The organism is Nostoc cf. commune SO-36 (genome assembly GCF_023734775.1).
Classification (GTDB): Bacteria; Cyanobacteriota; Cyanobacteriia; order Cyanobacteriales; family Nostocaceae; genus Nostoc; species Nostoc commune_A.
Genome location: NZ_AP025732.1, coordinates 1,201,710 through 1,224,215 on the forward strand (window position 1 = coordinate 1,201,710; position 22,506 = coordinate 1,224,215).

Sequence of the window (22,506 nt, forward strand, 5' to 3'; positions counted from 1 at the left end):
AGTGACAATGTTTTAGCTTTAAGCTCGACGTTTCGTGTTCCAAGGTGGAATGATGGTGTTGTAAAGGCGATCGCTCTAGTGGTCTGTCAAGCTAAAAATTGTGTGTGACCAACTTTTGAAATCGTTTGCTAGCAAGATATTCTGGGGCTACTCACGCACAAAATCAAAATTGACAGACCACTAGTTTATAGTGTAAATCTACAGGCAATGTCTATGACAGGCTATTCGGCGTCGCTGTTATCCAATTGTAAATGATGATCTTGTCAAGGCGATCGCTCTACCTTAAAGGTGGAAACTTTATGTTCTTAAATTGGAATTTTTATATTTTTGTTGAAACTGTAAACAAACCAAGATGTTGAACAAATGGCAAGAAATCTTTGTCGCTGAACAAAAGCGAGTTTTGGTTTTCAATGCAAAAAGTAGCGATAATTACATCAGCCGTTTTGCGGATAGTAATGCCATATTTTCGGAGACTTCTATAGTTATCAGCACTCTTGAAAGCAAGATTAATACCTAACATTTCAAAAATTGTCAAAGAAGTCAGTAGTTCCTTTGCTGTTTGATAATCGGCATCAGAACGAAATCCTTGCAGTACCTCAGTCAATATCAGATCACCAATCGCAAGCGGTTCTACTCCCAAAAGTCTATCTAGCTTATTTGTTTCTGGGGTTTTCCTACCGTTAAAATAGTCTATCCATACACTTGTATCTACAATAATCATGAATTTGTTCTGATCTCATCAAGGTTGCCTTCCCATTGGAGATTACCTCGATAAGCTTTTATTTTTTCTTGTTGCTTTAGTTTAATTAGTGTCTTTAACCCAAGTTCAATTACTTCTTGTTTAGTCTGAAGCCCAGTTACTTTCATTGCTTCATCTATGAGCTTTTCATCAATAAAAAAATCAGTTTTCATGGTAGGTTTAGATATTGGTTTGTATAGAATGCGATCAAATGGCTTTTTTGGGTTTGACGATATTGTAAAGCCTAGCGCTCTATTTTTGATTTTAAACCCACAAGCGATCGCCTCCCCCCAAATCCAGAATAAGCTAGTTTTGTGCAAAGCGTACCGTGATAAAACTGAAAAGCGCGTTAGCGAAGCTAGCTCACCGTTCGCGTAGCGTTCCGTAGGAAAGGTATCGCTTAAACTCGGTCTTTCGTGTTCCGAACTCGGTCTTTCGTATTCTGAACGAGAACGTTCTTGTTTCAAGTGACAATGTTTTTGTTCTAAACGAGAACGTTTCTGTTCCCAGTGAGAATATTTCTGTTCCAAACGAGAATGTTCCTGTTTCAAGTGACAATGTTTTAGCTTTAAGCTCGACGTTTCGTGTTCCAAGGTGAAATGATGGTGTTGTAAAGGCGATCGCTCTAGTTTATAGTGTAAATCTACAGGCGATCGCCTTTCAGGTAAAACATTGAATCCATTAGTGTCATTGTGTAGAATGCAATCAGCTTGCTCCGATGGAGGCGATCGCTCTAGTTTATAGTGTAAATCTACAGGCAATGTCTATGACGGGCTATTCGGCATCGCTGTTATCCAATTGTATTTCAAAAATCAAATACAATTCCTATATCAGTGATGTTAAAGCTTAAAAGAAAAACAAAAAGTTTAGTGTATTGATGTATGCACTACGGTTCCCCCGTGCATACTGATCTACAAATCGCAGAATATCTTCTTCTAAGGTAATTGTGACTTTTATCATCTTTTTTAGTTGTAGAAATTAAGCGGAAAAATATTTTTGACAATTAATACTAATTTTCTGCCTGCAACAACCAAAAGCCGCTATAAGTCATCCCAGAATCATCGGGTTGAACTAACAAAAAATGCAATCCTCGGCTTTGCTGTTTGCGTTGTTCAAATGTTTGGGCTGCTGTTGTAACTTCTGGATCTTCAAAAGTGGCAACAATCCATCTGTCCACTAAACCAGCTTCTAATACTAAGCCATCCGGTGCGCCAGAAATGTAGTTTAATGCTACAGAACGGGCTTTCTGCAACCACCGTGCTAGGCGCATCGATTGCCGTCCACCATAAATTACTACACCAGGAACAGGGACTGTTGATGCCAAACCTAAATTGATCGGTTTGAGATGTTCTGGGATGTGCAAAATGGGAATGGGGCGATCGCTAAATCTCGTTTCTACATCACTAGCAGCTAAACTTGCAAAACGCCATTGTTCTCCCCAGAGGTTTTCTGGCAATGGTGCTGGGGGTGGTTTATCCAGCGTTGAAGGATATTGCTTTTCTTGTAACCACTGCTTTAACGCCAAAGTATGACGGGTAGGTTCGACATTTATACTTAAATTACGTCCAGCCGCTTCAATTAAACTTAGTGACTGCGGACGAAACACCTGGATTACATCTGGCAATTTTTCACCAGCAGCGAATTCAAATTGAGCAGCCACCCAACTCGAATTCGCTGCTGACTGGAGACAGGTGGCTTCGTATTCAAAGCTGCGAGTTGCGTCACAAATCAACAACTCCCATAAAATTTGTCCAGATGCATCTTGCAATGGACGACGATAAAAATCAACCTGCCAAATTTTCATAAGTGGGGAGATTCGGGATTGGGGACAAGGGAAATAACTCTTAACAAATGGCTAAGGGACTTGCAAAAAATAAATTATCCCAAATTATTTATAGAATTGTAGGGGATTTGTAGGGGCGCAAGTCTTTGCGTCCCTACATAAGCTGTTAAGCAAATAAGATTGCACATTTAGCGCTGCGCGTTCGCCTAAGCGTTCCGCAGTGATGGGGTATTTTATTAACTAGCACTCTCTAATTCAAAAAGCCTGAATCCATTCTTTAACAGAATATTCAGTCCAAATGCCATTTTTCCAGTAGGGATCATTTTCAATTAACTCGCGCACGGTGGCTTCATTTTCGGCTTCGTAAATGCCAAAAACTTTTGTGACATCTTTGGTGGGGCCAATGGTAATCAGCACGCCGGATTCTTTTTGTTTTGCTAATCCGTCTAAATGAGCTTCACGGTGGGGGGCACGTTTTTCGAGAACGTCTTCGCAGTAAGTTCCCCAAAGTACATATTTAGGCATAATTCCTTGTTACTTCTACTGGTTAATGCGGTTCCCAATTGCAACTATAATGGATTTCTGCCGCTATTGATTCTAAATGTAAAAACTCTCGCCACTTGTCTAAAATTACCTTAGTTTTATATTCATCTACATCTAATCTTTCAGCGATCGCTTGTATTGAAAGCCAATAGCCGGCATAACAACCTGTACCCGAAGTTATATTCATCCTTATTATATGCAAATTGTAGGCGCAACAGCTTATTACAGCATTCCTCTCTTTTCATCCTTTTATTTTGGCTAAGGTATTGGTTTGAGGTGAAGATAGGTTTGTAGAGTCCAGTTATATCGTTCTTAACCGTAACGTAGAGAGTTTTGCCATTGCCAGTAAAGATCCGAACTTTCTAATATGCGATCGCTAGGCCATTGGTTTTGGGGAATGTAAAAATAAATAGCAGCGATTCTCACTTAGGTGCAACACTGTCAATTGAGATAACAATGGCAATCTGGTTTATCAATCAGTGACTCAACCAAGGCATTTAGGGCAGTAGCAGCTAAAGCGCCACCTCCCAAAGTGCCTTCAACTGTAATATAAGGTATCTTTTGTAGCATCAGTTGCCGCTTGGCTGCCGGAGCATGGCTAAAACCAATGGGCATTCCAATTATTAATGCAGGCTGAATTTTCTGGTTGGCAATCGCCTCACAAACTTCTACAAGTACTGAGGGAGCATAACCAACTACCAGCACACAACCCTGACTTACTTGCTGCAATTTTTCTCGCCATTCTCGATGCTGCCAAAAGGCAACTTCTGCTTCTGTGGCGGTAGTGATATGGGGATTATCAATCAAGGTTTCAATCTGACATCCCAAGTGAGATAATCGGGTTTGATCCAAGGCAGCAGCAACCGTTTGGGTATCGACAACAATTTGACAGCTTGAAGATAAGGCTTCTCGACTAGCTGCGATCGCATCTCGGCTCAATTTCACAAAGGACACTAAACTCACATCGCCACAAGTCAAAACTAACTGAGAAATTAAGTGTTGTTCAATTTCCGAACGGTGAGACAAATCGGGTAATAAGCGTTGTAGCGATTCTGAAAAAGCTTCTGAATGGGTATGAATTTCGGCATCCAAACCACTCCAGAGATTTTCCAATCCCCCCAATCCAGCTTGAGTTTCGACATCAAGTAACTTGAGTTGTGCCAAAACTTCCGCCTGCATAATTTGACAATGGCGATCGCGCCCCAATAATCCTTCTAATGCTGATGCAGTTTGCCGCAGTTGAGAAATTTGTTGCATCACCGCGCGATATTGCTGCTGAAGTTGTCCCATCAGGTTAACAGTTGTGTCAGCCTCTGGTTCCACCTCCAAAATATTGCGGATATGGTTTAGCTGAAACCCTTGCTGCTTCAGTGCGACAATCCGTTGCAAGCGGAGGACATCTTTTTTGGTATAGAGACGGTAATTGCTAGGCGATCGCACTGGTTGCGGTAGTAGCCCCAATTGATGGTAGTGGCGTACCATGCGCGGAGTTAAACCACCACCCACTGCATCGGTAAGTTCTTTAATAGTTAAGCAACCAGCATTCATGATTTACTCCAACAAGGGCAAAAGTCTTTGTAACTCTTCACAAGCCGTCTGAAGAGATGGCGGTGCATTTTCATCCAAACTCCCTTGAGAACACTGGTTTGCTAATTGTTCAACGCCGGGTTTACAAATTGCCTCATTTTTAGGGAATTTTGGATATTTGGATTTTTCTCCTTCTTCTTCAACAACTTTTCCTGTTCGTAAATAATGTATCCAAGTTTCGATATTTCTTTTTGGCACGAAGATTGCTATTTTCTCATCAGCCTTACGAAGTTCCTGTGAATTTTTTATCAGTGCATTATCTAATTCTTTCAGTGTTGCCTTTACTGTCGCAGTATCTGCATCAATCAATACTACTAGCATTCCTGAACGATAGTTTTTTCTCCGGTATTCTTTAACCTCTGCTGCATAATGCTTTCTAACAAACTGCTCTCCTGCACCTTTACCTGCTGAGAAAGTCCTAATTGTGACGTTTTTTGGATTTATATTAAAGCCTCGCTTTTTCAAAAAATGATATGCAAAAACTTGCTGTTGTAGATCCTCGCACAAAATTACTATCTGTACTCTATTCTGGGTCATACAGCCAGCCCCGTGCAATCAGTTCTGAAATTGGTAATCCTGAATTTTCAGCTTCTTGATTACTAATTGGTTTTACTCGTACAGGTGCATTACTTTGGCGCTCAAACCAATAACCTATAGGTGAAGCTAGAAGATAATTAATTAATACAGGATGATGCGAAATTAGTAAAGCTTGTATTTTTCCGTCAATACAGAAATCATAAAGTTGAATTAGCCAAGGTTGAATTTCTGGCAGAGCTAAAAAATTCTCTGGCTCATCAATGCAAAGTGTATAATCTTCAGATTCAGTGCAATAGAGAATGGTGTATAGAGCAATCACTACTTTTTGACCATCGGATAATTCACTAAAGCGATAATCAATAATCTTTGTCCTATCTTTATCTGTTGAAAATCTTAATTTTAGAGTTCGATAATTTTCACTGAACTGCTCAAACTTAAAACTTAAAAATCCATCTAATATATCTTTTAAAACATTGATAAGTTCAGCAACTTTACCTTGATATTGGGAAATATAGCGATACCAAGAAACAAAATTTTCCATACTCGAAGTTAGATGAATTTCTTCCTTTTCGCTACCGTCAAGCATAAGACTAGGAATAATTTGTACAATAATGAATCGCTGCATACGTTTTATGAACCAGTCCAACTTTGTACTGTCACTATCTCTCGTAAATAACCATAGTAAAGATCCTAATGGTGAAGGAAATGTAGCTTTGGCAACCTCTTCGTAATCATCTCTAAAAATTTGAAACTTGCCCTCCTCAGACTTCATTAAAGCTTGGTTATTAAACCAGAGACGCTCATATTCAACATGACTCTTATCTTGATTATGTCTAATAGCAAATTCATATTTATAATTACCACCATTCCCAAAAATTTCTAGCTCAAAACGCTGAATTTGTAAAGTCTGCCAACGAGTACAGTCAGAAGATTTAAAAATTCCTTCTACTTTTTCGTCACCACTTATAAAAATTTGAATTTTCCGTAAAACTTCAAAAACTGTTGATTTACCTGCTCCATTACCACCAAGAAACAGGTTAATCGAGTCAAAATGCATCTCAAAATTTACCAACCCGCGAAAGTTATCAATATAAATTCGCTTCAGCATAGATTTTTTTCTCCTAGTGCAATTTTAAAGCTAACAGTTAAATCGTCCCATTTACCCACATCCCGCTTTTGTAAAACGCTCCAAAAACACAGAGAAAGCTTTAACTCTGCGTACCTTTGCGCTTCCCAGCCTGCGGCAAGCCGCAAAAGCTTCTACAGCGCCCCTTTGCGTTTCAAAATCATTATAAACCTTGACATTAACATTAATGTCAAGGTTTAGCCTGAGAGAGTCCCTGTTAATTCACCTCTCATGCTCTACCCCCAACGCTTCAGCCAATTCACCAAAGAACACACAGATACCTTAGCAGCCCTTTTGTGTGGCTTACTACTATTTCTCGGATGGTTTGCCTTACATCTCGGCTGGTTGGGATTAGCATTCCTCCTGCTACCTGCTGCTTACGTGATTGGTGGTTACGAAAGTGCGCGGGAAGGATTGACTACCCTTTTCAAAGAAAAAGAACTCGATGTAGATTTACTGATGATTGTCGCCGCCATTGGTGCTGCTAGCCTTGGTTTATGGCGAAGAGAATATCATCTAATTATTGATGGGGCAATTTTGATTCTGATTTTTGCTATCAGTGGCGCATTAGAAGGCTATGCAATGGCGCGAACTGAACGGAGTATCAGGAGTTTGATGAGTTTGACGCCAGATACAGCAAGGGTTTTGCTTCAGGGAAGGGAAGAAGAAATTCCTATCAGTCAGCTAAAAGTCGGTGATGAAATTGTCGTCAAACCTGGAGAGTTAATTCCTACTGATGGAATAATTTTATCTGGTTACAGCACCCTTAATCAAGCTGCAATTACAGGTGAGTCTTTACCTGTAGAGAAAACGGTGGGCGAAGAAGTATTTGCTGGAACACTTAACGGTTATGGTGCATTGCAGATTAAGGTACACAAACCAGCCCAAAGTAGTTTAATTCAGCGTGTGATTCGCTTGGTAGAACAAGCACAGACAGAAGCACCGCCTTCGCAAGAGTTTATTGATCGCTTTGAGAAAGGATATGCCAAAGTCATTGTAGTCGCTGGGATATTACTGGCAATTTTACCGCCATTTCTCTGGAGCTGGGATTGGGAAACAACAATTTATCGCGCCCTTACTTTCCTTGTGGTGGCTTCTCCCTGTGCGCTGATGGCTGCAATTATGCCCACCCTGCTTTCGGGAATCGCCAATGGTGCAAGACAGGGGATTTTGTTTAAGAATGGGGCGCAGTTAGAGAAAATTGGCAAAGTCCGAGCGATCGCATTTGATAAAACTGGTACTCTAACAACAGGACAGGTGCAGGTATTCCAGGTAATTTCAGTTAATGAATACACAGAATCAGATGTATTAAAAATTGCTGCTAGTGTAGAATCATCTTCCGAACATCCCATTGGTAAGGCAATTGTGCAGGCAGCCGGTGATTTAAATTGGGTTGGTGCAGTCCAAGTGCAAGCGTTACCGGGACAGGGAATTGTCGGAATTTCTCAAGAACAACAAATAATTGTCGGCAATGCCATTTTTGTGCAGCAGTATGTAACAAATTTACCTGAAGAATTACAAGAAATCGTTCAATCTTGGGAGCAAGAGGGTAAAACTGTCGTTTGGGTAGCGAAGAACCCCACCCCCAACCCCTCCCCGCAAGCGAGGAGGGGAGCCGGATTTCAGGTGATGGGTGTAATTGCGATCGCAGATGAAGTAAGATCGCAAGCAGCTGCAACCATTACCCGGTTAAAGAAATTGGGAGTTGAACAAATTGTCATGTTAACCGGGGATAATCAGGAAACTGCTCACAGTGTCGCCAAAGCAGTCGGAATTGATCGGGTATATGCTCAACTTCTGCCAGAAGATAAACTAGATGTTATCCGCCGTCTACAGCAACAATATCAAACTGTGGCAATGGTAGGCGATGGAATTAATGATGCACCAGCGTTAGCGCAAGCATCTGTGGGTATAGCGATGGGCGTATCTGGTAGTGATGTGGCATTAGAAACCGCAGATATAGTACTGATGGCAGACAGGTTAGAAAAAATTGCTGTAGCGATACATTTAGGTAGGCGATCGCAAGCAATAGTAAAACAAAATATAGTTGTAGCGTTGGGTTTCATTATGTTGCTTTTAGTGGGCAACTTTCTCGGAAATATTAACCTACCCATCGGTGTTATTGGCCATGAAGGTTCCACAGTGTTAGTTACCCTGAGTGGACTAAGATTGCTGAAATAAGACAGAACGAAAATATTAGAGCAGGGTAATAACCCAATAATTACGAATTATCATAACAAGAGCTTTAGTGCTAGGGAGTGTCAAAGAATCTGGTAATGTGATGGATATGGCTTTTGGTGACTAATAACATCAATTGCTGTCTTTAACCAATCAATATAAGTCTCTTCTCTTCGGATCACCAACTCTAGCACCAGCCTTTGCATCACCTGCTCACGGTTGGCAGATTCATCACCGAGTGATGGCAAATCAATGGTTTCACATTCAGCAAGCTTTTTGCTTCGAACTGCCAATTGTTGCTCCAGTAAATGAATGATGGTTTCATTCGCTAACTGATCTGCAAAATGCAACTGGACTAGCAAGGGTTCTCGTACAGTCGGTAAGGGCTGATGAATCCCCAGCCATCGGGCGAATTCAGCTTTTCCCGACTCCGTTACACTGTAGACTTTCCGGTTGGGGCGATCGTGCTGAATCTCAATGGTACAGGTAATCCAGCCTTGCTCAACTAGCTTATCGAGAGTTCTGTAAATTTGTGCCTGATCTGCTGGCCACAAATGGGCAATGCATTGATCAAAGCAGCTCGTTTTCAGGTCGTAGCCGGTCATTTCTTGCTGCTGAAGAAGACCTAGAATTACATACGCTAACGACATTAAGACGGTTTTCCCATAATTGATATTTTCTCGATAGGTTCTACTATGTACTTCTTATAATTTTATGTTAATATAAGATTAATCTAATATAAGATATAACAATTATAAAAATATTATGTTTATCATAATCCTTCTTAACAAGGAAACCAAATACATAAAAAACTCCATCTCTTGTAGATAGAGTTCTTGGGTATGGTAAATCGGGCTTTGGGAATGGGGAAGAGTTAGCAATTTTCAATGCCCAATATCTAAAAATTATTTAAGCCATTGAAGACTATTGCAACGAGAGGATGGGTAACATTGACTTCTAACATACTTCTACAAAGAATACGTCAACATCAATATCTGCGTGATTTACGAAACAAATTACTCCACCTTCACAAGATGTTACTGGAGACAGAACGCATTGCCTACGAACAGGTTAGTGGACGAGTATCAAACGGAGAACTCCTTCAACTCGTTATCGCTCATGAACAATTTGCTTGGCTACATCGCATTTCTGAAGTAGTTGTGCAAGTTGATGAAATGCTCGAAGCAGATGAACCGATATTGATGGATGATTTCCAAAAGTTAATTGATGATGTCCGCACGCTGATTGTACCGTTAGAGACGGGTAATACCTTCGAGAGAAAATATTACAACGCTCTCCAGCGTGAACCTGGGGCTGTGTTGGCACATGCGGAGATATCCAGATTTCTCATGTCTAAGGTTTAAAGATGAGGAATTTGTGAGCGATCGCTCATCAAAGCTACCATTAGACATTCCCAGAAATTAATCCTCGTAAAGTGAACGACTCAGACTTGCCTACGGCTGAAGTCTGAGCTTCCCAATTCATCGGGGATAGCCTCAAAAACTCTGTAGTTTTTTTGGTCTGACATCCCCTCCAAGGGCAGGAGTCCTGGTTCCCAAGACCCAAATCTTTCTCTTGCAACATGTACCTATTAGCTTGGTTTTCGCTTGCGGCATTGATGGTGAAAAACGCGGTCTTGGGGTCTCCCCAAGTAGAGCGATTTTGAACCCGGAGGGTCAAGACAATATATATCTTACCAGAAAATTTTGGGGATTCGTCATACATCCAGTATTTGTTTTTACTGCGTAAAAAATCAATACGTCTAAACGTAGTAGGGGCGCACATCTGTGCGTCCCTATTGGAATGTTGATAAATGTTTGTCACAATTGTTCCTCCCACACACATAACTTTTTAAAGGTAATTCCTAGTTTTAAAGGGGCGATTTGCTGTTAGACATCGCTAATGATGGGAGAAACCAAGCTAAGGGTAGAATCAGGGCGGAAGGTCATAATAGCAGGGAAAATTATAGATGCAAAAAAAATATTTTAAATCATGGTTAGATAATGATACAGTAGCTGCCTGGATTTTTCTCACACCAGCACTAATTTTACTAGGCGTTTTTATCATTTGGCCGATCGCTTATTTGTTCTACCTCAGTTTCACCGCCGGTAGTTTCACTTTAAAAGGTACTTATTGGATAGGCTTAAAAAACTATTGGCGCTTGCTCCTCGACCCCGACTTCTGGCAAGTTCTCGGTAACACTTTTTATTTTACTGTTGCCACCATCATTCCCACTTTAATTATCTCATTGGGATTGGCAGTGTTATTAAACCGCTCCATTCCCTTGCGGGGCATCTTGCGAAGTGCCTATTTTCTGCCTTCAATTATCTCACTTGTGGCAGCCGGTTTGGGATTTCGCTGGCTGTTTCAAACACCAGGGCCAGTTAACGGACTTTTAGATTTTTTCGGCATTCCTAACATATCCTGGCTAGGAGACACATTTTGGGCAATGCCGGTAATTATTTTAATGAGTATTTGGAAACAACTGGGTTTCAATATGGTAGTTTTTTTAGCAGGGTTGCAAGCAATTCCTCCCAGTCGTTATGAAGCAGCAGATTTGGATGGAGCAAACGCTTGGCAACAATTTTGGTATATTACTCTCCCTGGATTGCGCCCGACTGTGATATTTGCGATCATCACCACCGCGATTTTTACATTGCGGAGTTTTGAGCAAGTTTTTGTGATGACTGGCGGTGGGCCACTAAATTCGACTAATTTGCTCGTTTACTATATTTACCAAGAGGCTTTTGGTCAGTTTGATTTTGGTTATGCAGCAGCAGCAGCAACGGTGTTACTAGCAGTAACGCTGGTATTGGTTTATTTGCAACTGCAAACTTGGGGAGAGGAGTAGAGGAGGCAGGGGAAATTTTGGGAGTTGCTAAATTATGTGGCAAACAATAAAAACATAATCTAACGCCTAACGCACCATCTTATGAGTGGGTGCATTAGGCTAAAGCCGTAACACACGCTATGCTTTTACTTTGCCATTGCTATTCACACCAACAATCATTGACGGTGGCTCATTACTAACAATTGGCGATTCACCTCGCAATCCCTTGCGGCGTTGGTTTTTAGGAACTCCTCCCGCCATACCATACTCTACACTGCTTTTGCCATATTTAGCCCCAATGCCCATGAGTATGTGTTCTGTCATGTCTGCCAACTGCTGCTCTGTTTCCAACATTTCACGGTATATTTTATCTAGATTAGAAAGTGCAGTGTTATAGCTATTTTCTTTATTTCGCATTGTCTCAATTAGGCTTGAGTAGGCAAATAAAGTGAGTCCATTATTCACATCTAAGTTTGGATCAATTGAAGTGATACTGGCTGCACGACGTGCTGCTTTTTCTAGCACTTGGGAAGTTCTTTTTAGTCTAGCCATAAAATGTCCCTTTTAATGCGGTTATTTATTTGGTTATCAGTTCTCGAATTTACTGATTTAAGCTTCTTTACTTTAGAAAACTTTCGTATTGATCAGCCTGAGAAAATTCCTGCAAATCTCTATTGACTTTTATTACACTGTAAATTGCTAATAAATCAGTAAATTACGCAAAAAAGAACTCAAACTCCAGTTTGAAAACTCAATATTAGCTTTTGGGTACTAAAAATACTTAAATGAGAACTCAAACCCCAGTTTGAGAACTCAATATTAGCTTTTGAGTACTAAAAATACTTAAATGAGAACTCAAACCCCAGTTTGAGAACTCAATATTAGCTTTTGAGTACTAAAAATACTTAAATGAGAACTCAAACCCCAGTTTGAGAACGCAAATCGCGTTATGAAAAGTTTTCAATTTATTACCCCTCGCGGGGATGGAAAAATTGAGCGCAGTTGGCAGTGCGATCGCATCCGCTACGGATTCCTATCAATTTTCGCTTTGGCAGCTTGAAGTTTATCCCAGCCTTTGAGGGTCAAGATTACACCTCGATTGCGTCGAGCTTTTTGTTGTTGCATTCGTTTTACTAAGGTAGATTAACAACGCTGCTAGAAAACTTCAATTCACAGCAATGCTTCACCTGTTTAATTCATTAACCGAATACGTTTCACTAGCTAACCATTGCTTGATTAACTCCATCACAACTTGACTCATCTTCAGCCCTCGCAAAGCACAAGCAGCATGAAAAGGTTTTTTTAGGTCGTCTGTAATACTAATGTGCATGGTGGTTAGCTTAGTTAGTGTTATACAGACCTACAAATGTACAGAAGGTGATTCCAGACTGAATATAGCAGTATCAGTAGAATTACAATAGTATTTCGCTTAAATAATTTAAAAATTTGATCCAAATACTCGCTTTTTGCCCATTCAGCCTTGATTTGAGCCTTTACAAGCAATTTCTCACTTTGATTTTTATTTCTTTGATAAGGTGCGATATTCCCAAGGATTAACGAATTTAGTGTCACTCCAAATACCAAGACGTTGTTCCTTGGCTTCAGCTTCAGCTTGTTGAATTAAGTCTTTGCTAGGGCACTTGTTTAAATAAGGACGATACACTTTTGCCAATCCTTCTTTTAACAAGACCTGCTGCACAAAAGTGCCATTTTTGTAAACGAACTTCAGCAATTTTGCGTCCATAGCGATCGCTATCTGTGATATTCAAAGTCACGCGATCGCCTCCTTGTTGCACAAGTTGTTGTACCCGTTCTTGGGCTTTCACACCCCAAGTAAATTGATTGCGATCGCTACTGCGTTTACTCTGCTTTTCTTTATTAGTATGAGCGATTTCTGGCGCATCTACACAAGCAAAACGGACAGTAAAGTTTTTACCACTGCTATCTTTAACTACTATAGTGTCACCATCACTCACACGCTCAACTGGTTCTCCAGAAGCACCGATAAAGCGTAGACGCGAAGCGGCTTGTCGCACGACATCGCAGCCAATCAAACCCAAAATTAGGATAGTTGCACAAAGCCAAAATCGCACTGGTTTAGTTAATTTCTCCATCCAAAGTTACCAAATTACCTTTGTGGCATGATACTAGCAAAATGCAAAGATATATTTTTTAACCTTTGACATACTGCCACAGGCAATTCTAAATAGTAAGAGCCTCTGGCGGCAAACTATAGAAAATGCGGATTAGTATAAGAATTGTAACCTTCCAATTGTCGGCGGGAATTTCTGATGAACTTTTTGACTCACGTTCTGCATTTAGCTGGTTCAGGTGCTTTTGCCTATTACTCTGCTGCTCAAATTCGTGATTCTAAAACCCGCCCTAACATCCTTGCGGGGTTTCAGTTGGCGGAATCTGGTTCTGTGCCGTTTTTATCTGCACTTAGCGATCGCGCAGCTGCTGAAGGCGATACATGGCTAGCCGAAAAACTAGCAAAACATGCATCAGATGAAACTAGGCATGGTAAAATTTTTGCCCACGCCTTACAACAGTTGAATAAACAAGTTATAGATTTCAAGGCTCAACCCCAAACTACATCTACAAAAAAATCACAACAGCGTAGTCCCTTTTTCGCAGCATTCTTTGAAGGCTACACGCAAGAACAGCTAAAACCTGCTGTTATTGACTGGGATGTGTTTATGGCTAGCACATACATTCTAGAGTTAGATGCTAGTAAAGACTTTGCGCGAATGGCAAAAGCATTACCTGATAACGAGTCAACCGCTCGTAATTTGAAGTTAGGAATGCTAAATATTGCCCAAGATGAAACTGGACATGCTGCTTACCTCTACGAAGCGATGATGCGACGGATGCCTGCCACGAAAGTGCAAAAACTCGTAGATATGTGGCGAACTCGTAAGGTAAACGCCTTGTTAGCAATGGTTGGCGGTATTCTCCAGCGTAACGGTGAAACGCGATCGCTAGTTCAGGATAGTGCGTCGTCGAAAATCGATTCTGAGTTGGTAGCGACGTAATCATAGCTTGAGTATGTATAGGAATCCGCTTTGATTTCTGAAATTATTTGCGTAGGGAGGGAACAGGGAATAAAAGTGTACTGAGTTTTTTCAAAAATCAAATACGAGTCCTATAATGTTCAAAAAATTGAGAACATCTAACACCTAGCTTGAAAGGCAAGAGTCTGTCTCTTGCCTTCTTCAAATTCACAAAACTAACTATGAAAGCTGAAGCAGAAAACAATATCAGGCTAACTTGTGAAGTAGAAACTACCCTAAAAGTGATTGGCGGACGCTGGAAAGTTTTGATTATTAGAGAATTAATGACTGGCGTAAAAAGATTTGGTGAGTTACAACGGGCTTTACCTGGGGTTACGCAAAAGATGCTGACTCAGCAACTCAGAGAAATGGAACAAGACAGCATTATTCATCGAGAAATTTATCCCCAAATTCCGCCCAAGGTAGAATATTCTCTAACGCCTTTAGGAGAAACTTTGCAACCAATTCTTTATGCTATGCATGAATGGGCTGTGCAACATTTAGCTCGAACAAATCATTATTAATAAGTAGTCACAAAAAATTAGTTACGGGAGCATCCCAATTTTGCTTAAATCTTTTCCCTCACCCCCAGCCCCTCTCCCATCTTTGGGAGAGGGGAGACATAATTCTAGTTCCCCTTCTCCCAAAGATGGGAGAAGGGGTTAGGGGATGAGGGCGATCAAAGTTTTTGCACATTTGGGATGCTCCCTTAGTTACACAATGACTGTCAATATTTTTATCCAGCTACTTATTGAGTATATGTCAATACGTTTGGCTGTTTTACTTGTGAATTATCTTATGTTTTGTAATTTCTTACTCGTTGTTTTTTAAATATTCAATCGCTGCCTCTAATTTTGAGGGATAACTTTCCGCAAATCTTTCAAACCAAAGTCCTTCGGACGAAAGTGGATCTACTTTGGCTAACCATTCTTTCGCCTGTACTTTCAAAGCCTCTAGTTGTTTAGCTTTGAGTTGTTCTTGTCGAATTCGTTCATCTTTTAGTTCTTGCTGTCTTTTTAACTCCATAACAGCATCTTTTTCGGCAAAATCAGACTTAACTTCTGCCAAAAGGTTATCCATAAAAGATGCCGACTTTGGTGATGATGTAAACGATTTGGCTGTGGCTGATTTTGGCTGCTGTTGTGGTTGTACTTCTTTGTATTCAGTTTCGAGTTCAGCTAATAGCTTATCAATGGAATCCATTTTGGCAATTCCTAATAAATGGTATAGCTAGTCGTTAATGGCATTTAGTAGCACTTCCGATAGACTCAAATCTTCCATATCTTCCATAGTTACGGTGTCACAGATATCAAACTTAGCACCAGCACCTTGAAGTTCATCGTCTAAGACTTTGAGAAAGCGGGTAGCTTGCGGATCTGTGCCTACTTGAATGAAAGAAATAGCTAATTCTTCATCTTTATCTATGCGCCGAGAAGCTTCAATAATCACCCTCATGACTGCTTTGCGATCGTCCGGCTCACCATCAGTAACCACTAAAATTGTTTCACCATTCGACTTAGTTTGACCAGATGCTTTGCGTTGAAGGTAATCATCAGTCGCATGTTTTAAGACACCTGCTAAGTCAGTTGTACCAGAGGGGTCATTTTCTTGGAAAATTTGCGCTACCTTTTCGGATGTCACATTTTCATATCGCTTAAATTTACCAGAAAATACATAAATAGTAATGCCGTCTGGGTCAAATTGCTCACACTTACTAGCTAAAGCTAAAGTAGATTCTTGTGCTGCAACCCATCTAGTTCTACCACCTTTTTGATCTTTAGTTGCCATACTGCCGCTTTTGTCGATAATCAAGGTGTAATCACGATTTTCTAGCATTATTCAATTCTCCAATTAAGAGTTAAGAGTTACTGGACTATGGGCGAATCAATACATTAGTCAGTGATTGCGTTCGTCAATACATCAACAAGGCTCATTTCTTCTAAGTCATCTAAAGTGACAGTATCGCAAATATCAAATTTAGCGCCGACACTTTGCAACTGGTCATCTAAAGCTTTGAGAAACTTAGTTGCTTGAGGATCTGAACCCACTTGAATGATCGAAATTCCTAATTCTTCATCACGTTCCATCTGGCGAGTCGCATGAATGATGACTTCAAATACAGCTTTGCGATCGTCTGGTTCACCATCGGTAATGACTAAAATTGTTTCTCCGTTTGGCTTGCTTTTACCGGCTGCTTTGCGTTGAAAGTAATTATTGAGCGCATCCTGGAGTACAGCAGCTAAGTTTGTTGTTCCAGAAGGGTCATTTTCGAGAAATATCTGGGCTACTTTAGCTGAGGTGACATCATCGTAGCGTTTAAATCTACCGGAAAATAAGTAAACGGTGATGCCATCGGGGTCAAACTGTTCGGCTTTTCTTGCTAAAGCGAGTGTAGACTCTTGGGCTATATCCCATCTACTTCTACCACCCACTTGATCGGGCGTGGACATACTACCGCTTTTGTCAATGATTAATGTGTAGTCGCGATCGCTCATCATAATTTTCCTCTGATTGTTACCCTGTGGTTCTAGTCTAGCTACGAATTTGGCGATACCGTAGTATTTTTAGGTTTCGTATCAATTGATTATGTTACTCATTTGCTACTTAAAATAGCTATGCTTTACTTAGTTTTTGCGCTGATATCCGAAATACTGCCTTCCCTTTTAGGGTTGCCGAAGGCATCGCCATCCGTTAGTGGCTGGTACGCGATAACCATCTTGTTCTGCCGTGACTACAATTCTTTGGTGGTAAATTGAGACGACGCTTTTTTGACTGTGGCTTATATTAGGCAAGATGTAAGCTAAAAGTATAAAAGATATGAATTAACATCCTATGCAGCAGTCCACAAGAGGCAATTACCGGGATTTTTGGCGGCAGCTTGTTACGTTGGCTGCAATCTTTGGTGCTTTCGTTATCAACGTAGTATCAAACCTTTTTCCGCTCAATGGACTCAGCATAGGGGAAATTTCCAATACTTTGTTTAAAAATGTCCTGATTATCCCTGCCAATTACGCCTTTGCTATCTGGGGGCTGATTTACCTTGGATTGTTTGCTTTTGGGGTATACCAAGCTCTACCTAACCAACGAGATGAGCCTGATTTACGTAAGACAGGTTATCTGTTGGTGATTGCCTGTGTTGCTCAAAGTATCTGGGTGTATCTGTTTTTGTCTCGGCTTTTTGCTCTTTCTGTAATTGCAATGCTCTTGATTCTGTTGCCCCTAATTGGTGTTTATGTGCAATTAGAAATTGGCAAATCGCGTGTACCTCGGCTGAAAAAATGGTGTATTCACTTTCCGATTAGCATTTATCTAGGCTGGATTAGCGTGGCAACCATTGTTAACGTAGCGTGTGCTTTGTATTTTCAAGGGTGGAACGGTTGGGGGATTTCTGCTGTAATATGGACTCTCATCATGGTATTGATAGCAACAGCAGTTACAGCAGTTATTGTCATCCAGCGTCGAGACATAGCTTATACAGGAGTAACACTCTGGGCATTGGTGGCGATCGCACTTAAACATTTTGATAACTCAATGCTCAGAAATGCTGTGTTGTTTTTGGCAATTGTTCTAGCTTTGACTGCTACGATTCAAATAAGACTAAGCCGTACTTCTCACCAGTAGGCAAAAAGCCAATTCCTCGATAAACTGCTTGGGCTGCTTGGTTATAATGACCTGTAAATAAGATGGCACGTTTTACTCCCTGCGATCGCGCAAACATAGAAGTATCACTGTGTTGCAAGAGAAATTCTTCCAGCGATACTTCATCTCCAGGTTGCAGGGTTTTCAAAGTAGGCACAAAAAAACCCTGAGTCTTCAATTCAGTTTATTCAATAACCGGTTTTGGGAATAATAGCACTACTAGCTGTGAAGCTGGTTATACTATTCAACACCTATAAAGTTGAGAAAAGATTGGAGGGTAAAATGGTTTCTAATCAAAATGCAACTGATAACAATTGGAATTTAGACGAAAGTAGGACACTTATTCAGGCACTTATCAAAGATTTTTATAAGAATAATTTAAACAACTTTGCAGATCCAATCAAACAAGAAGGATTAATAGCAGCAGGGAAAGAGATATCTCAAATAATTATTCTATTTAATAGACTTCAAAAACTCATCAATAGAAACACGCCACAAAAAATTTGGTGGGACAAAATACCGAGAATAGTTATACCTGACAATAGGGATAAAATTCAAATAGAACTGACTGAACTCTGTAAAGCTTTAATTTTTGCCATAGAAGCTCTACGTGAATCATCATCGAATATCAATATTGCTCAAGCCATTAGATTTGATGTTGAACAAATTGTTTGCAAATATGAACATCCTGTAACCGGATTTATCATCAACCCATTTCTATCAGTCCACCGTTCACCATCAACGACGACTAAAGTAATTTTTGGACTAATAAGTGCCGTTTTTATATATGGAGGAATTACTTTTGCTTCTATCGCCGGACTTTGGATTTTCTCGGAAGCTGTTAATTTTTATAATAACAATAATTATAATATCAACAAGAAGGCATTACAAAATGAAATCAAAGATATACAAAGATATACGGATAAGCGGGTAGAGCAAATCCAAAACAACGCTGAGGAAGAAAATAAATCAGAAAACAGAAATTCTACTTCCGACAATGATGTTAATAAATCGAAACAAAGTAAAGAAGAAATTAAAGAGCTAGATATAATATCGCAAAAAAATGCAGAATTTAAGAGTACAGAGTTAACAACTCTAAATAGTAATCTAGCTGAATTAAATGCACAATATAGCAAAAGGCAATCTATAAATGCGAAGTCTAATGAATTTCTTCTCCAGCTAAGTTTAGCGATTTCGGCAGGAACATTAGGTAGTATTATCAGTATTTTAATCAGAATTGAAGAATTCCAAAAGAAGAAATATTCTGATCCACTAACTCCATTTCTTGTTGGTGCTTTTAAACCAATGATTGGAGGAGCATTTGCTGTTTTATTTTTAGCCCTAATTAACTCTGGAATAATATTAATGTTTGTTAATCCAAGTGTATTTAAGTTAAATCCTACTACCAATCCAGAATCATCTCAAGACCAACAAAGGTCTTTGATTTTTGTCATAGCATTCGTTGTTGGTTTTAGTGAAAGGCTTGCAAAGGATTTTATCGGCAAAGCAGAAGAAATAGCAGGTGCTAACCGAGAGAATTCTGAATCTAAACCAGTTGTTAATGAATTATTAAGTGATGTAGATAGTTCAAATATGTTGCAAAAACAAGTAGCTCATAATATAGTCGCTTCAAATATAATGCCAAATAAACTAGATAGTAGTGATTCGCTAAATGGTGCAGATGATTTAAACTCTGGTAGTAGCGATCGCTAATATGTAGTAATCCTATTTGATTTATAAATACCGCAAAGCTCAAGTCTCCCACTTATTAAAGAAGTCGGTGATCTTTTTGTTCGTAGATTCTGCCCGTGGAGAAGAGAAAGAGTAATATGTTTTGTATAAAAAATGTAGCATAAATAAACAGGCTGATAATACAGAAAAAAGTTGTTGTTTACCATAGCTAACGTTTAAAATAGGTATTCAAGTGGAGGAAATGAAAGCTTGAAACTGATATTGGTAGCTCCTAACTCTTTGTTGTGTGCAGCCTTTCAACAGCATTTTAATTACTTACCCAATGTAGAAATAGTGAATAACTATTTCGAGTGGTTGCCAGATTTTGATTGTATGGTCAGCCCTGCTAACTCTTTCGGAATGATGGATGGTGGCATAGATGCGGCAATTATCCGTTTTTTCGGTCATTCCTTAATGGCAAGAGTCCAGCAGCGCATTCTTGAAGATTATTTGGGTGAACAGCCTGTGGGAACATCAATGATTGTGGAAACAGGTCATTACAAGCATCCTTTTTTGGCTCATACACCTACCATGCGAGTTCCCATGATTATTGCTGGGACAGATATTCCTTATATTGCGATGTGGGCGATGCTGTTAGCAGTTCGCCAGCATAATCAACACGCTAGGCAAAAAATTAACACCATTGCCTGTCCTGGATTGGGTACAGGAATAGGACGAGTGCCATATACTGAAGCTGCTAGACAGATGGCCTTAGCTTACGATCATTTTCTCTATCCACCAAAGCATCTCAATTGCATAGTTGCAGCTGAAAGACAACTTCAGATATGGGAAGGAGGAGATTTTAGGTAAAGTTTAAAAAACGCCCTAGCGTATTATATTGCTAGGGCGATCGCTAATCTCAACTATATGGCAGATAAACGCTTTTATCACATTGGCTTTGGGCAAGATGATTTAGGTTCATCGCCTCCCACCATTGCCCTATTATCGGGCGATCCAGAGCGATCGCATCTAATTGCCCAAACTTATTTACAAGATGTGCGCGTGTTGTCAGAGAATCGCGGACTCAATAGCTATATAGGATACTTACCTAATGGTCGCATTATCTTATCAGCTACTAGTGGTATGGGTGCGCCTTCATTAAGTATTGTTGTTAATGAGTTGGTACAAGCAGGAATCCGGCAAATTATTCGCATTGGAACTTGTGGTTCCATTCAACCTTATATACAAATTGGTAGCGTTGTTATTAGTAATGCAGCATTGTGTCGCCAAGGTGCAGCTTGTGACATTGCACCTGTGGAGTATCCAGCCGCAGCCGATCCTTTTTTGACAGTTGCTTTAGTTAAAGCCGCACGAGAATTAAAGATTGAACATTACATAGGAATTACGGCATCAGTTGATACTTTTTACGAAGGACAAGAACGCACTGATTCAGCGAATCCAAATTTAATGCGATCGCTGCATGGCATTACAGAAGAATATCGGCGCTTGAATATCTTGAATTACGAAATGGAATGCGGCACACTATTCAAAATGGCAGGAGTATATAAATTTGCAGCCGCAGCTATTTGCGTGTAGTTGCTGGGCGTACTATTAGTGAAAATATCATTTTAGAACAAAGAGATATTGCTGTTAAAAATGCGATCGCAACTGCTGTAAATGCAGTAGCAGAACTTGATCTCAAATTATAAATTAATTTTCTTGTCAAAAATTGATTTTGGTAGCATTCCATGCACACCTTTTTGGGGACTATTTACAACTTGAGTGATGTGAAAATTCACAGTTAAACTACACAAAACATAAGCATTTTCTGGCGATAAATTCATGAAGCGTTCCAGAAAATCAATCATATTTTTTAGAGCTAATTCTAAAGCTTCATCTAAAGTTTGGGCAAAGCCCATTGTGATGATATGAGTTGGAGTTTCGGCAATTGGTGTTGTTAGTTGTAAATCCTTGCGAAGTTTGAGGGTAATTCTACCGTTCATGGAAGTTTCAATGGCGGTGACATTTACCTCACCATCTCCCTGTGCAGAATGCCCATCACCAATAGAAAATAATGCACCTGGTACGAAAATCGGCAAAAATAAACGAGAACCAGCTTGCAGTTCCCGGTTGTCGATATTACCGCCGTAAGAACCTGGTGGGACAGAAGTTCGAGAAGTTTCTGGAGTAGCTACACCAAGAATTCCAAAAAACGGTTTGAGGGGAATTTTTATGCCACTACCCGCCGGAAATTCTGCGATATTGTTTGCTAAATCTAGAGAATAAATCTCAACGCAGGTTGAGGAAACTGATGTGGTAAAGCTCCCCAACCTGAACGAATGGCATTAAAGCCACGGGTAAACTAGGTGCGATCGCATCTAATTGTACTTCTAAAACATCCCCTGGTTCGGCATCGCGCACATAAATCGGCCCTGTGAGTAAATGCGGCCCCCCAGCAACTTTGCGTTCTGGTAAAAGATTTTGGCAAATGTCGAGAAATTCTGGTGTGACAAATTCAGGTGGTGCTTTGTCATAAACGTAGTAACCAGTATAAGTTTCTACGTCAACCGTATCACCTGAATTAATAATGAGCGCTGGTTCTAGCAGATAGGAGAAACCACCCAAATGCACGGTTTTTTTGATGCTTTTAAAATATGGTGAGTCATCGCTGTTTTGTTTTTAATGACCGAAAGATTGAAAGAATTAGTTTGTCTCCCCTGCTTGCCGGAGCGCAACAGCGATGACTGTTTCACTCAGTCGAATTCCTCTGTTTATCATACGCTCAATAGCTTGCTGCATTAATACAGGATATCCTTCCTG

At 40.1% G+C, this 22,506-nt stretch carries 24 protein-coding genes and 3 pseudogenes; 9 read left to right on the forward strand and 18 right to left on the reverse strand.

Going from position 1 to position 22,506, the window contains the following annotated elements; all coding sequences use genetic code 11:
- Positions 1–319: 319 nt before the first annotated feature.
- The 8 genes from vapC to ANSO36C_RS05290 all read right to left on the reverse strand — a co-directional run bounded on the left by vapC (position 320) and on the right by ANSO36C_RS05290 (position 6,297).
- Complete coding sequence (gene vapC / locus ANSO36C_RS05255) at positions 320–721, reverse strand: type II toxin-antitoxin system VapC family toxin (RefSeq protein WP_251958682.1); 402 nt, start codon at positions 719–721, stop codon at positions 320–322.
- Entirely contained in the window at positions 718–1,500 is a 783-nt protein-coding gene (locus ANSO36C_RS05260) for a type II toxin-antitoxin system VapB family antitoxin (protein ID WP_251958683.1), read from the reverse strand. The genes vapC and ANSO36C_RS05260 overlap by 4 nt, the downstream gene beginning before the upstream one ends.
- A gap of 248 nt (positions 1,501–1,748) precedes the next feature.
- The gene (locus tag ANSO36C_RS05265) at positions 1,749–2,543 is read right to left on the reverse strand and encodes a Tab2/Atab2 family RNA-binding protein (RefSeq protein WP_251958684.1); all 795 of its coding nucleotides are present in this window, start codon (positions 2,541–2,543) and stop codon (positions 1,749–1,751) included.
- 234 nt (positions 2,544–2,777) lie between these two features.
- Positions 2,778–3,047, reverse strand: a complete 270-nt coding sequence (locus ANSO36C_RS05270) for a YciI family protein (protein ID WP_251958685.1) — start codon at positions 3,045–3,047, stop codon at positions 2,778–2,780.
- A 22-nt stretch (positions 3,048–3,069) separates the two neighbouring features.
- Positions 3,070–3,252, reverse strand: coding sequence for a hypothetical protein (locus tag ANSO36C_RS05275; protein ID WP_251958686.1), 183 nt, complete (start codon positions 3,250–3,252; stop codon positions 3,070–3,072).
- A 254-nt stretch (positions 3,253–3,506) separates the two neighbouring features.
- Complete coding sequence (locus ANSO36C_RS05280) at positions 3,507–4,613, reverse strand: precorrin-8X methylmutase (RefSeq protein ID WP_251958687.1); 1,107 nt, start codon at positions 4,611–4,613, stop codon at positions 3,507–3,509.
- A gap of 3 nt (positions 4,614–4,616) precedes the next feature.
- On the reverse strand, positions 4,617–5,159 hold the full coding sequence (locus ANSO36C_RS05285) for a hypothetical protein (protein ID WP_251958688.1): 543 nt from the start codon (positions 5,157–5,159) through the stop codon (positions 4,617–4,619).
- 16 nt (positions 5,160–5,175) lie between these two features.
- Positions 5,176–6,297 carry an AAA family ATPase gene (locus ANSO36C_RS05290; protein WP_251958689.1) on the reverse strand — a complete coding sequence of 374 codons (1,122 nt, stop codon included), beginning with the start codon at positions 6,295–6,297 and terminating at the stop codon, positions 5,176–5,178.
- Positions 6,298–6,546: 249 nt separating this feature from the next.
- Between ANSO36C_RS05290 and ANSO36C_RS05295 the strand changes: the two genes are divergently transcribed.
- Positions 6,547–8,496, forward strand: a complete 1,950-nt coding sequence (locus ANSO36C_RS05295) for a heavy metal translocating P-type ATPase (protein WP_251958690.1) — start codon at positions 6,547–6,549, stop codon at positions 8,494–8,496.
- Between the two features lie 80 nt (positions 8,497–8,576).
- On the opposite strand, the gene ANSO36C_RS05300 is transcribed toward ANSO36C_RS05295, so the two are convergent.
- Positions 8,577–9,143, reverse strand: a complete 567-nt coding sequence (locus ANSO36C_RS05300) for a PadR family transcriptional regulator (RefSeq protein ID WP_251958691.1) — start codon at positions 9,141–9,143, stop codon at positions 8,577–8,579.
- Positions 9,144–9,443: 300 nt separating this feature from the next.
- On the opposite strand from ANSO36C_RS05300, the gene ANSO36C_RS05305 reads away from it, so the two are divergent.
- Both ANSO36C_RS05305 and ANSO36C_RS05310 read left to right on the forward strand, forming a co-directional pair.
- Positions 9,444–9,857: a hypothetical protein gene (locus ANSO36C_RS05305; RefSeq protein ID WP_251958692.1), complete on the forward strand. Its 414-nt coding sequence runs from the start codon at positions 9,444–9,446 to the stop codon at positions 9,855–9,857.
- Positions 9,858–10,462: 605 nt separating this feature from the next.
- A complete protein-coding gene (locus tag ANSO36C_RS05310; protein WP_251958693.1) occupies positions 10,463–11,344 on the forward strand; it encodes a carbohydrate ABC transporter permease in 882 nt (293 codons plus the stop codon).
- A gap of 117 nt (positions 11,345–11,461) precedes the next feature.
- Here ANSO36C_RS05310 and ANSO36C_RS05315 read toward each other — a convergent pair whose 3' ends face one another.
- From ANSO36C_RS05315 to ANSO36C_RS05325, 3 genes and pseudogenes are all read right to left on the reverse strand, one after another.
- A complete protein-coding gene (locus ANSO36C_RS05315; protein ID WP_251958694.1) occupies positions 11,462–11,875 on the reverse strand; it encodes a hypothetical protein in 414 nt (137 codons plus the stop codon).
- Positions 11,876–12,506: 631 nt separating this feature from the next.
- On the reverse strand, positions 12,507–12,653 hold the full coding sequence (locus ANSO36C_RS05320; RefSeq protein ID WP_251958695.1) for a hypothetical protein: 147 nt from the start codon (positions 12,651–12,653) through the stop codon (positions 12,507–12,509).
- Positions 12,654–12,842: 189 nt separating this feature from the next.
- Positions 12,843–13,437: pseudogene (locus ANSO36C_RS05325) on the reverse strand (thermonuclease family protein).
- Positions 13,438–13,614: 177 nt separating this feature from the next.
- On the opposite strand from ANSO36C_RS05325, the gene ANSO36C_RS05330 reads away from it, so the two are divergent.
- Both ANSO36C_RS05330 and ANSO36C_RS05335 read left to right on the forward strand, forming a co-directional pair.
- Complete coding sequence (locus ANSO36C_RS05330; protein WP_251958696.1) at positions 13,615–14,358, forward strand: ferritin-like domain-containing protein; 744 nt, start codon at positions 13,615–13,617, stop codon at positions 14,356–14,358.
- Between the two features lie 200 nt (positions 14,359–14,558).
- Positions 14,559–14,900, forward strand: coding sequence for a winged helix-turn-helix transcriptional regulator (locus tag ANSO36C_RS05335; RefSeq protein ID WP_251958697.1), 342 nt, complete (start codon positions 14,559–14,561; stop codon positions 14,898–14,900).
- A gap of 289 nt (positions 14,901–15,189) precedes the next feature.
- Here ANSO36C_RS05335 and ANSO36C_RS05340 read toward each other — a convergent pair whose 3' ends face one another.
- From ANSO36C_RS05340 to ANSO36C_RS05350, 3 genes are read right to left on the reverse strand one after another with little or no spacing between them, the layout of a single operon-like run.
- On the reverse strand, positions 15,190–15,579 hold the full coding sequence (locus ANSO36C_RS05340; RefSeq protein WP_251958698.1) for a salt stress protein, Slr1339 family: 390 nt from the start codon (positions 15,577–15,579) through the stop codon (positions 15,190–15,192).
- 27 nt (positions 15,580–15,606) lie between these two features.
- Positions 15,607–16,212 (reverse strand): vWA domain-containing protein, encoded by a 606-nt coding sequence (locus ANSO36C_RS05345; RefSeq protein ID WP_251958699.1) that lies wholly within the window; start codon positions 16,210–16,212, stop codon positions 15,607–15,609.
- A 56-nt stretch (positions 16,213–16,268) separates the two neighbouring features.
- The gene (locus ANSO36C_RS05350; protein ID WP_251958700.1) at positions 16,269–16,874 is read right to left on the reverse strand and encodes a vWA domain-containing protein; all 606 of its coding nucleotides are present in this window, start codon (positions 16,872–16,874) and stop codon (positions 16,269–16,271) included.
- 334 nt (positions 16,875–17,208) lie between these two features.
- On the opposite strand from ANSO36C_RS05350, the gene ANSO36C_RS05355 reads away from it, so the two are divergent.
- Positions 17,209–17,997, forward strand: a complete 789-nt coding sequence (locus tag ANSO36C_RS05355) for a tryptophan-rich sensory protein (RefSeq protein ID WP_251958701.1) — start codon at positions 17,209–17,211, stop codon at positions 17,995–17,997.
- On the opposite strand, the gene ANSO36C_RS05360 is transcribed toward ANSO36C_RS05355, so the two are convergent.
- Positions 17,957–18,172 (reverse strand): GNAT family N-acetyltransferase, encoded by a 216-nt coding sequence (locus ANSO36C_RS05360; RefSeq protein WP_251958702.1) that lies wholly within the window; start codon positions 18,170–18,172, stop codon positions 17,957–17,959. The two genes, ANSO36C_RS05355 and ANSO36C_RS05360, sit on opposite strands and share 41 nt — an antisense overlap.
- Before the next feature lie 125 nt (positions 18,173–18,297).
- Between ANSO36C_RS05360 and ANSO36C_RS05365 the strand changes: the two genes are divergently transcribed.
- The 3 genes and pseudogenes from ANSO36C_RS05365 to ANSO36C_RS05375 all read left to right on the forward strand — a co-directional run bounded on the left by ANSO36C_RS05365 (position 18,298) and on the right by ANSO36C_RS05375 (position 21,395).
- A complete protein-coding gene (locus ANSO36C_RS05365) occupies positions 18,298–19,728 on the forward strand; it encodes a hypothetical protein (protein WP_251958703.1) in 1,431 nt (476 codons plus the stop codon).
- Between the two features lie 228 nt (positions 19,729–19,956).
- On the forward strand, positions 19,957–20,556 hold the full coding sequence (locus ANSO36C_RS05370) for a macro domain-containing protein (protein WP_251958704.1): 600 nt from the start codon (positions 19,957–19,959) through the stop codon (positions 20,554–20,556).
- A 57-nt stretch (positions 20,557–20,613) separates the two neighbouring features.
- Positions 20,614–21,395: pseudogene (locus tag ANSO36C_RS05375) on the forward strand (nucleoside phosphorylase).
- Here ANSO36C_RS05375 and ANSO36C_RS05380 read toward each other — a convergent pair.
- Positions 21,390–22,352 (reverse strand): annotated as a pseudogene (locus tag ANSO36C_RS05380) (acetamidase/formamidase family protein). The pseudogenes ANSO36C_RS05375 and ANSO36C_RS05380 overlap by 6 nt on opposite strands.
- 37 nt (positions 22,353–22,389) lie before the next feature.
- A complete protein-coding gene (locus ANSO36C_RS05385; RefSeq protein WP_251958705.1) occupies positions 22,390–22,485 on the reverse strand; it encodes a DUF3368 domain-containing protein in 96 nt (31 codons plus the stop codon).
- Positions 22,486–22,506 lie beyond the last annotated feature (21 nt).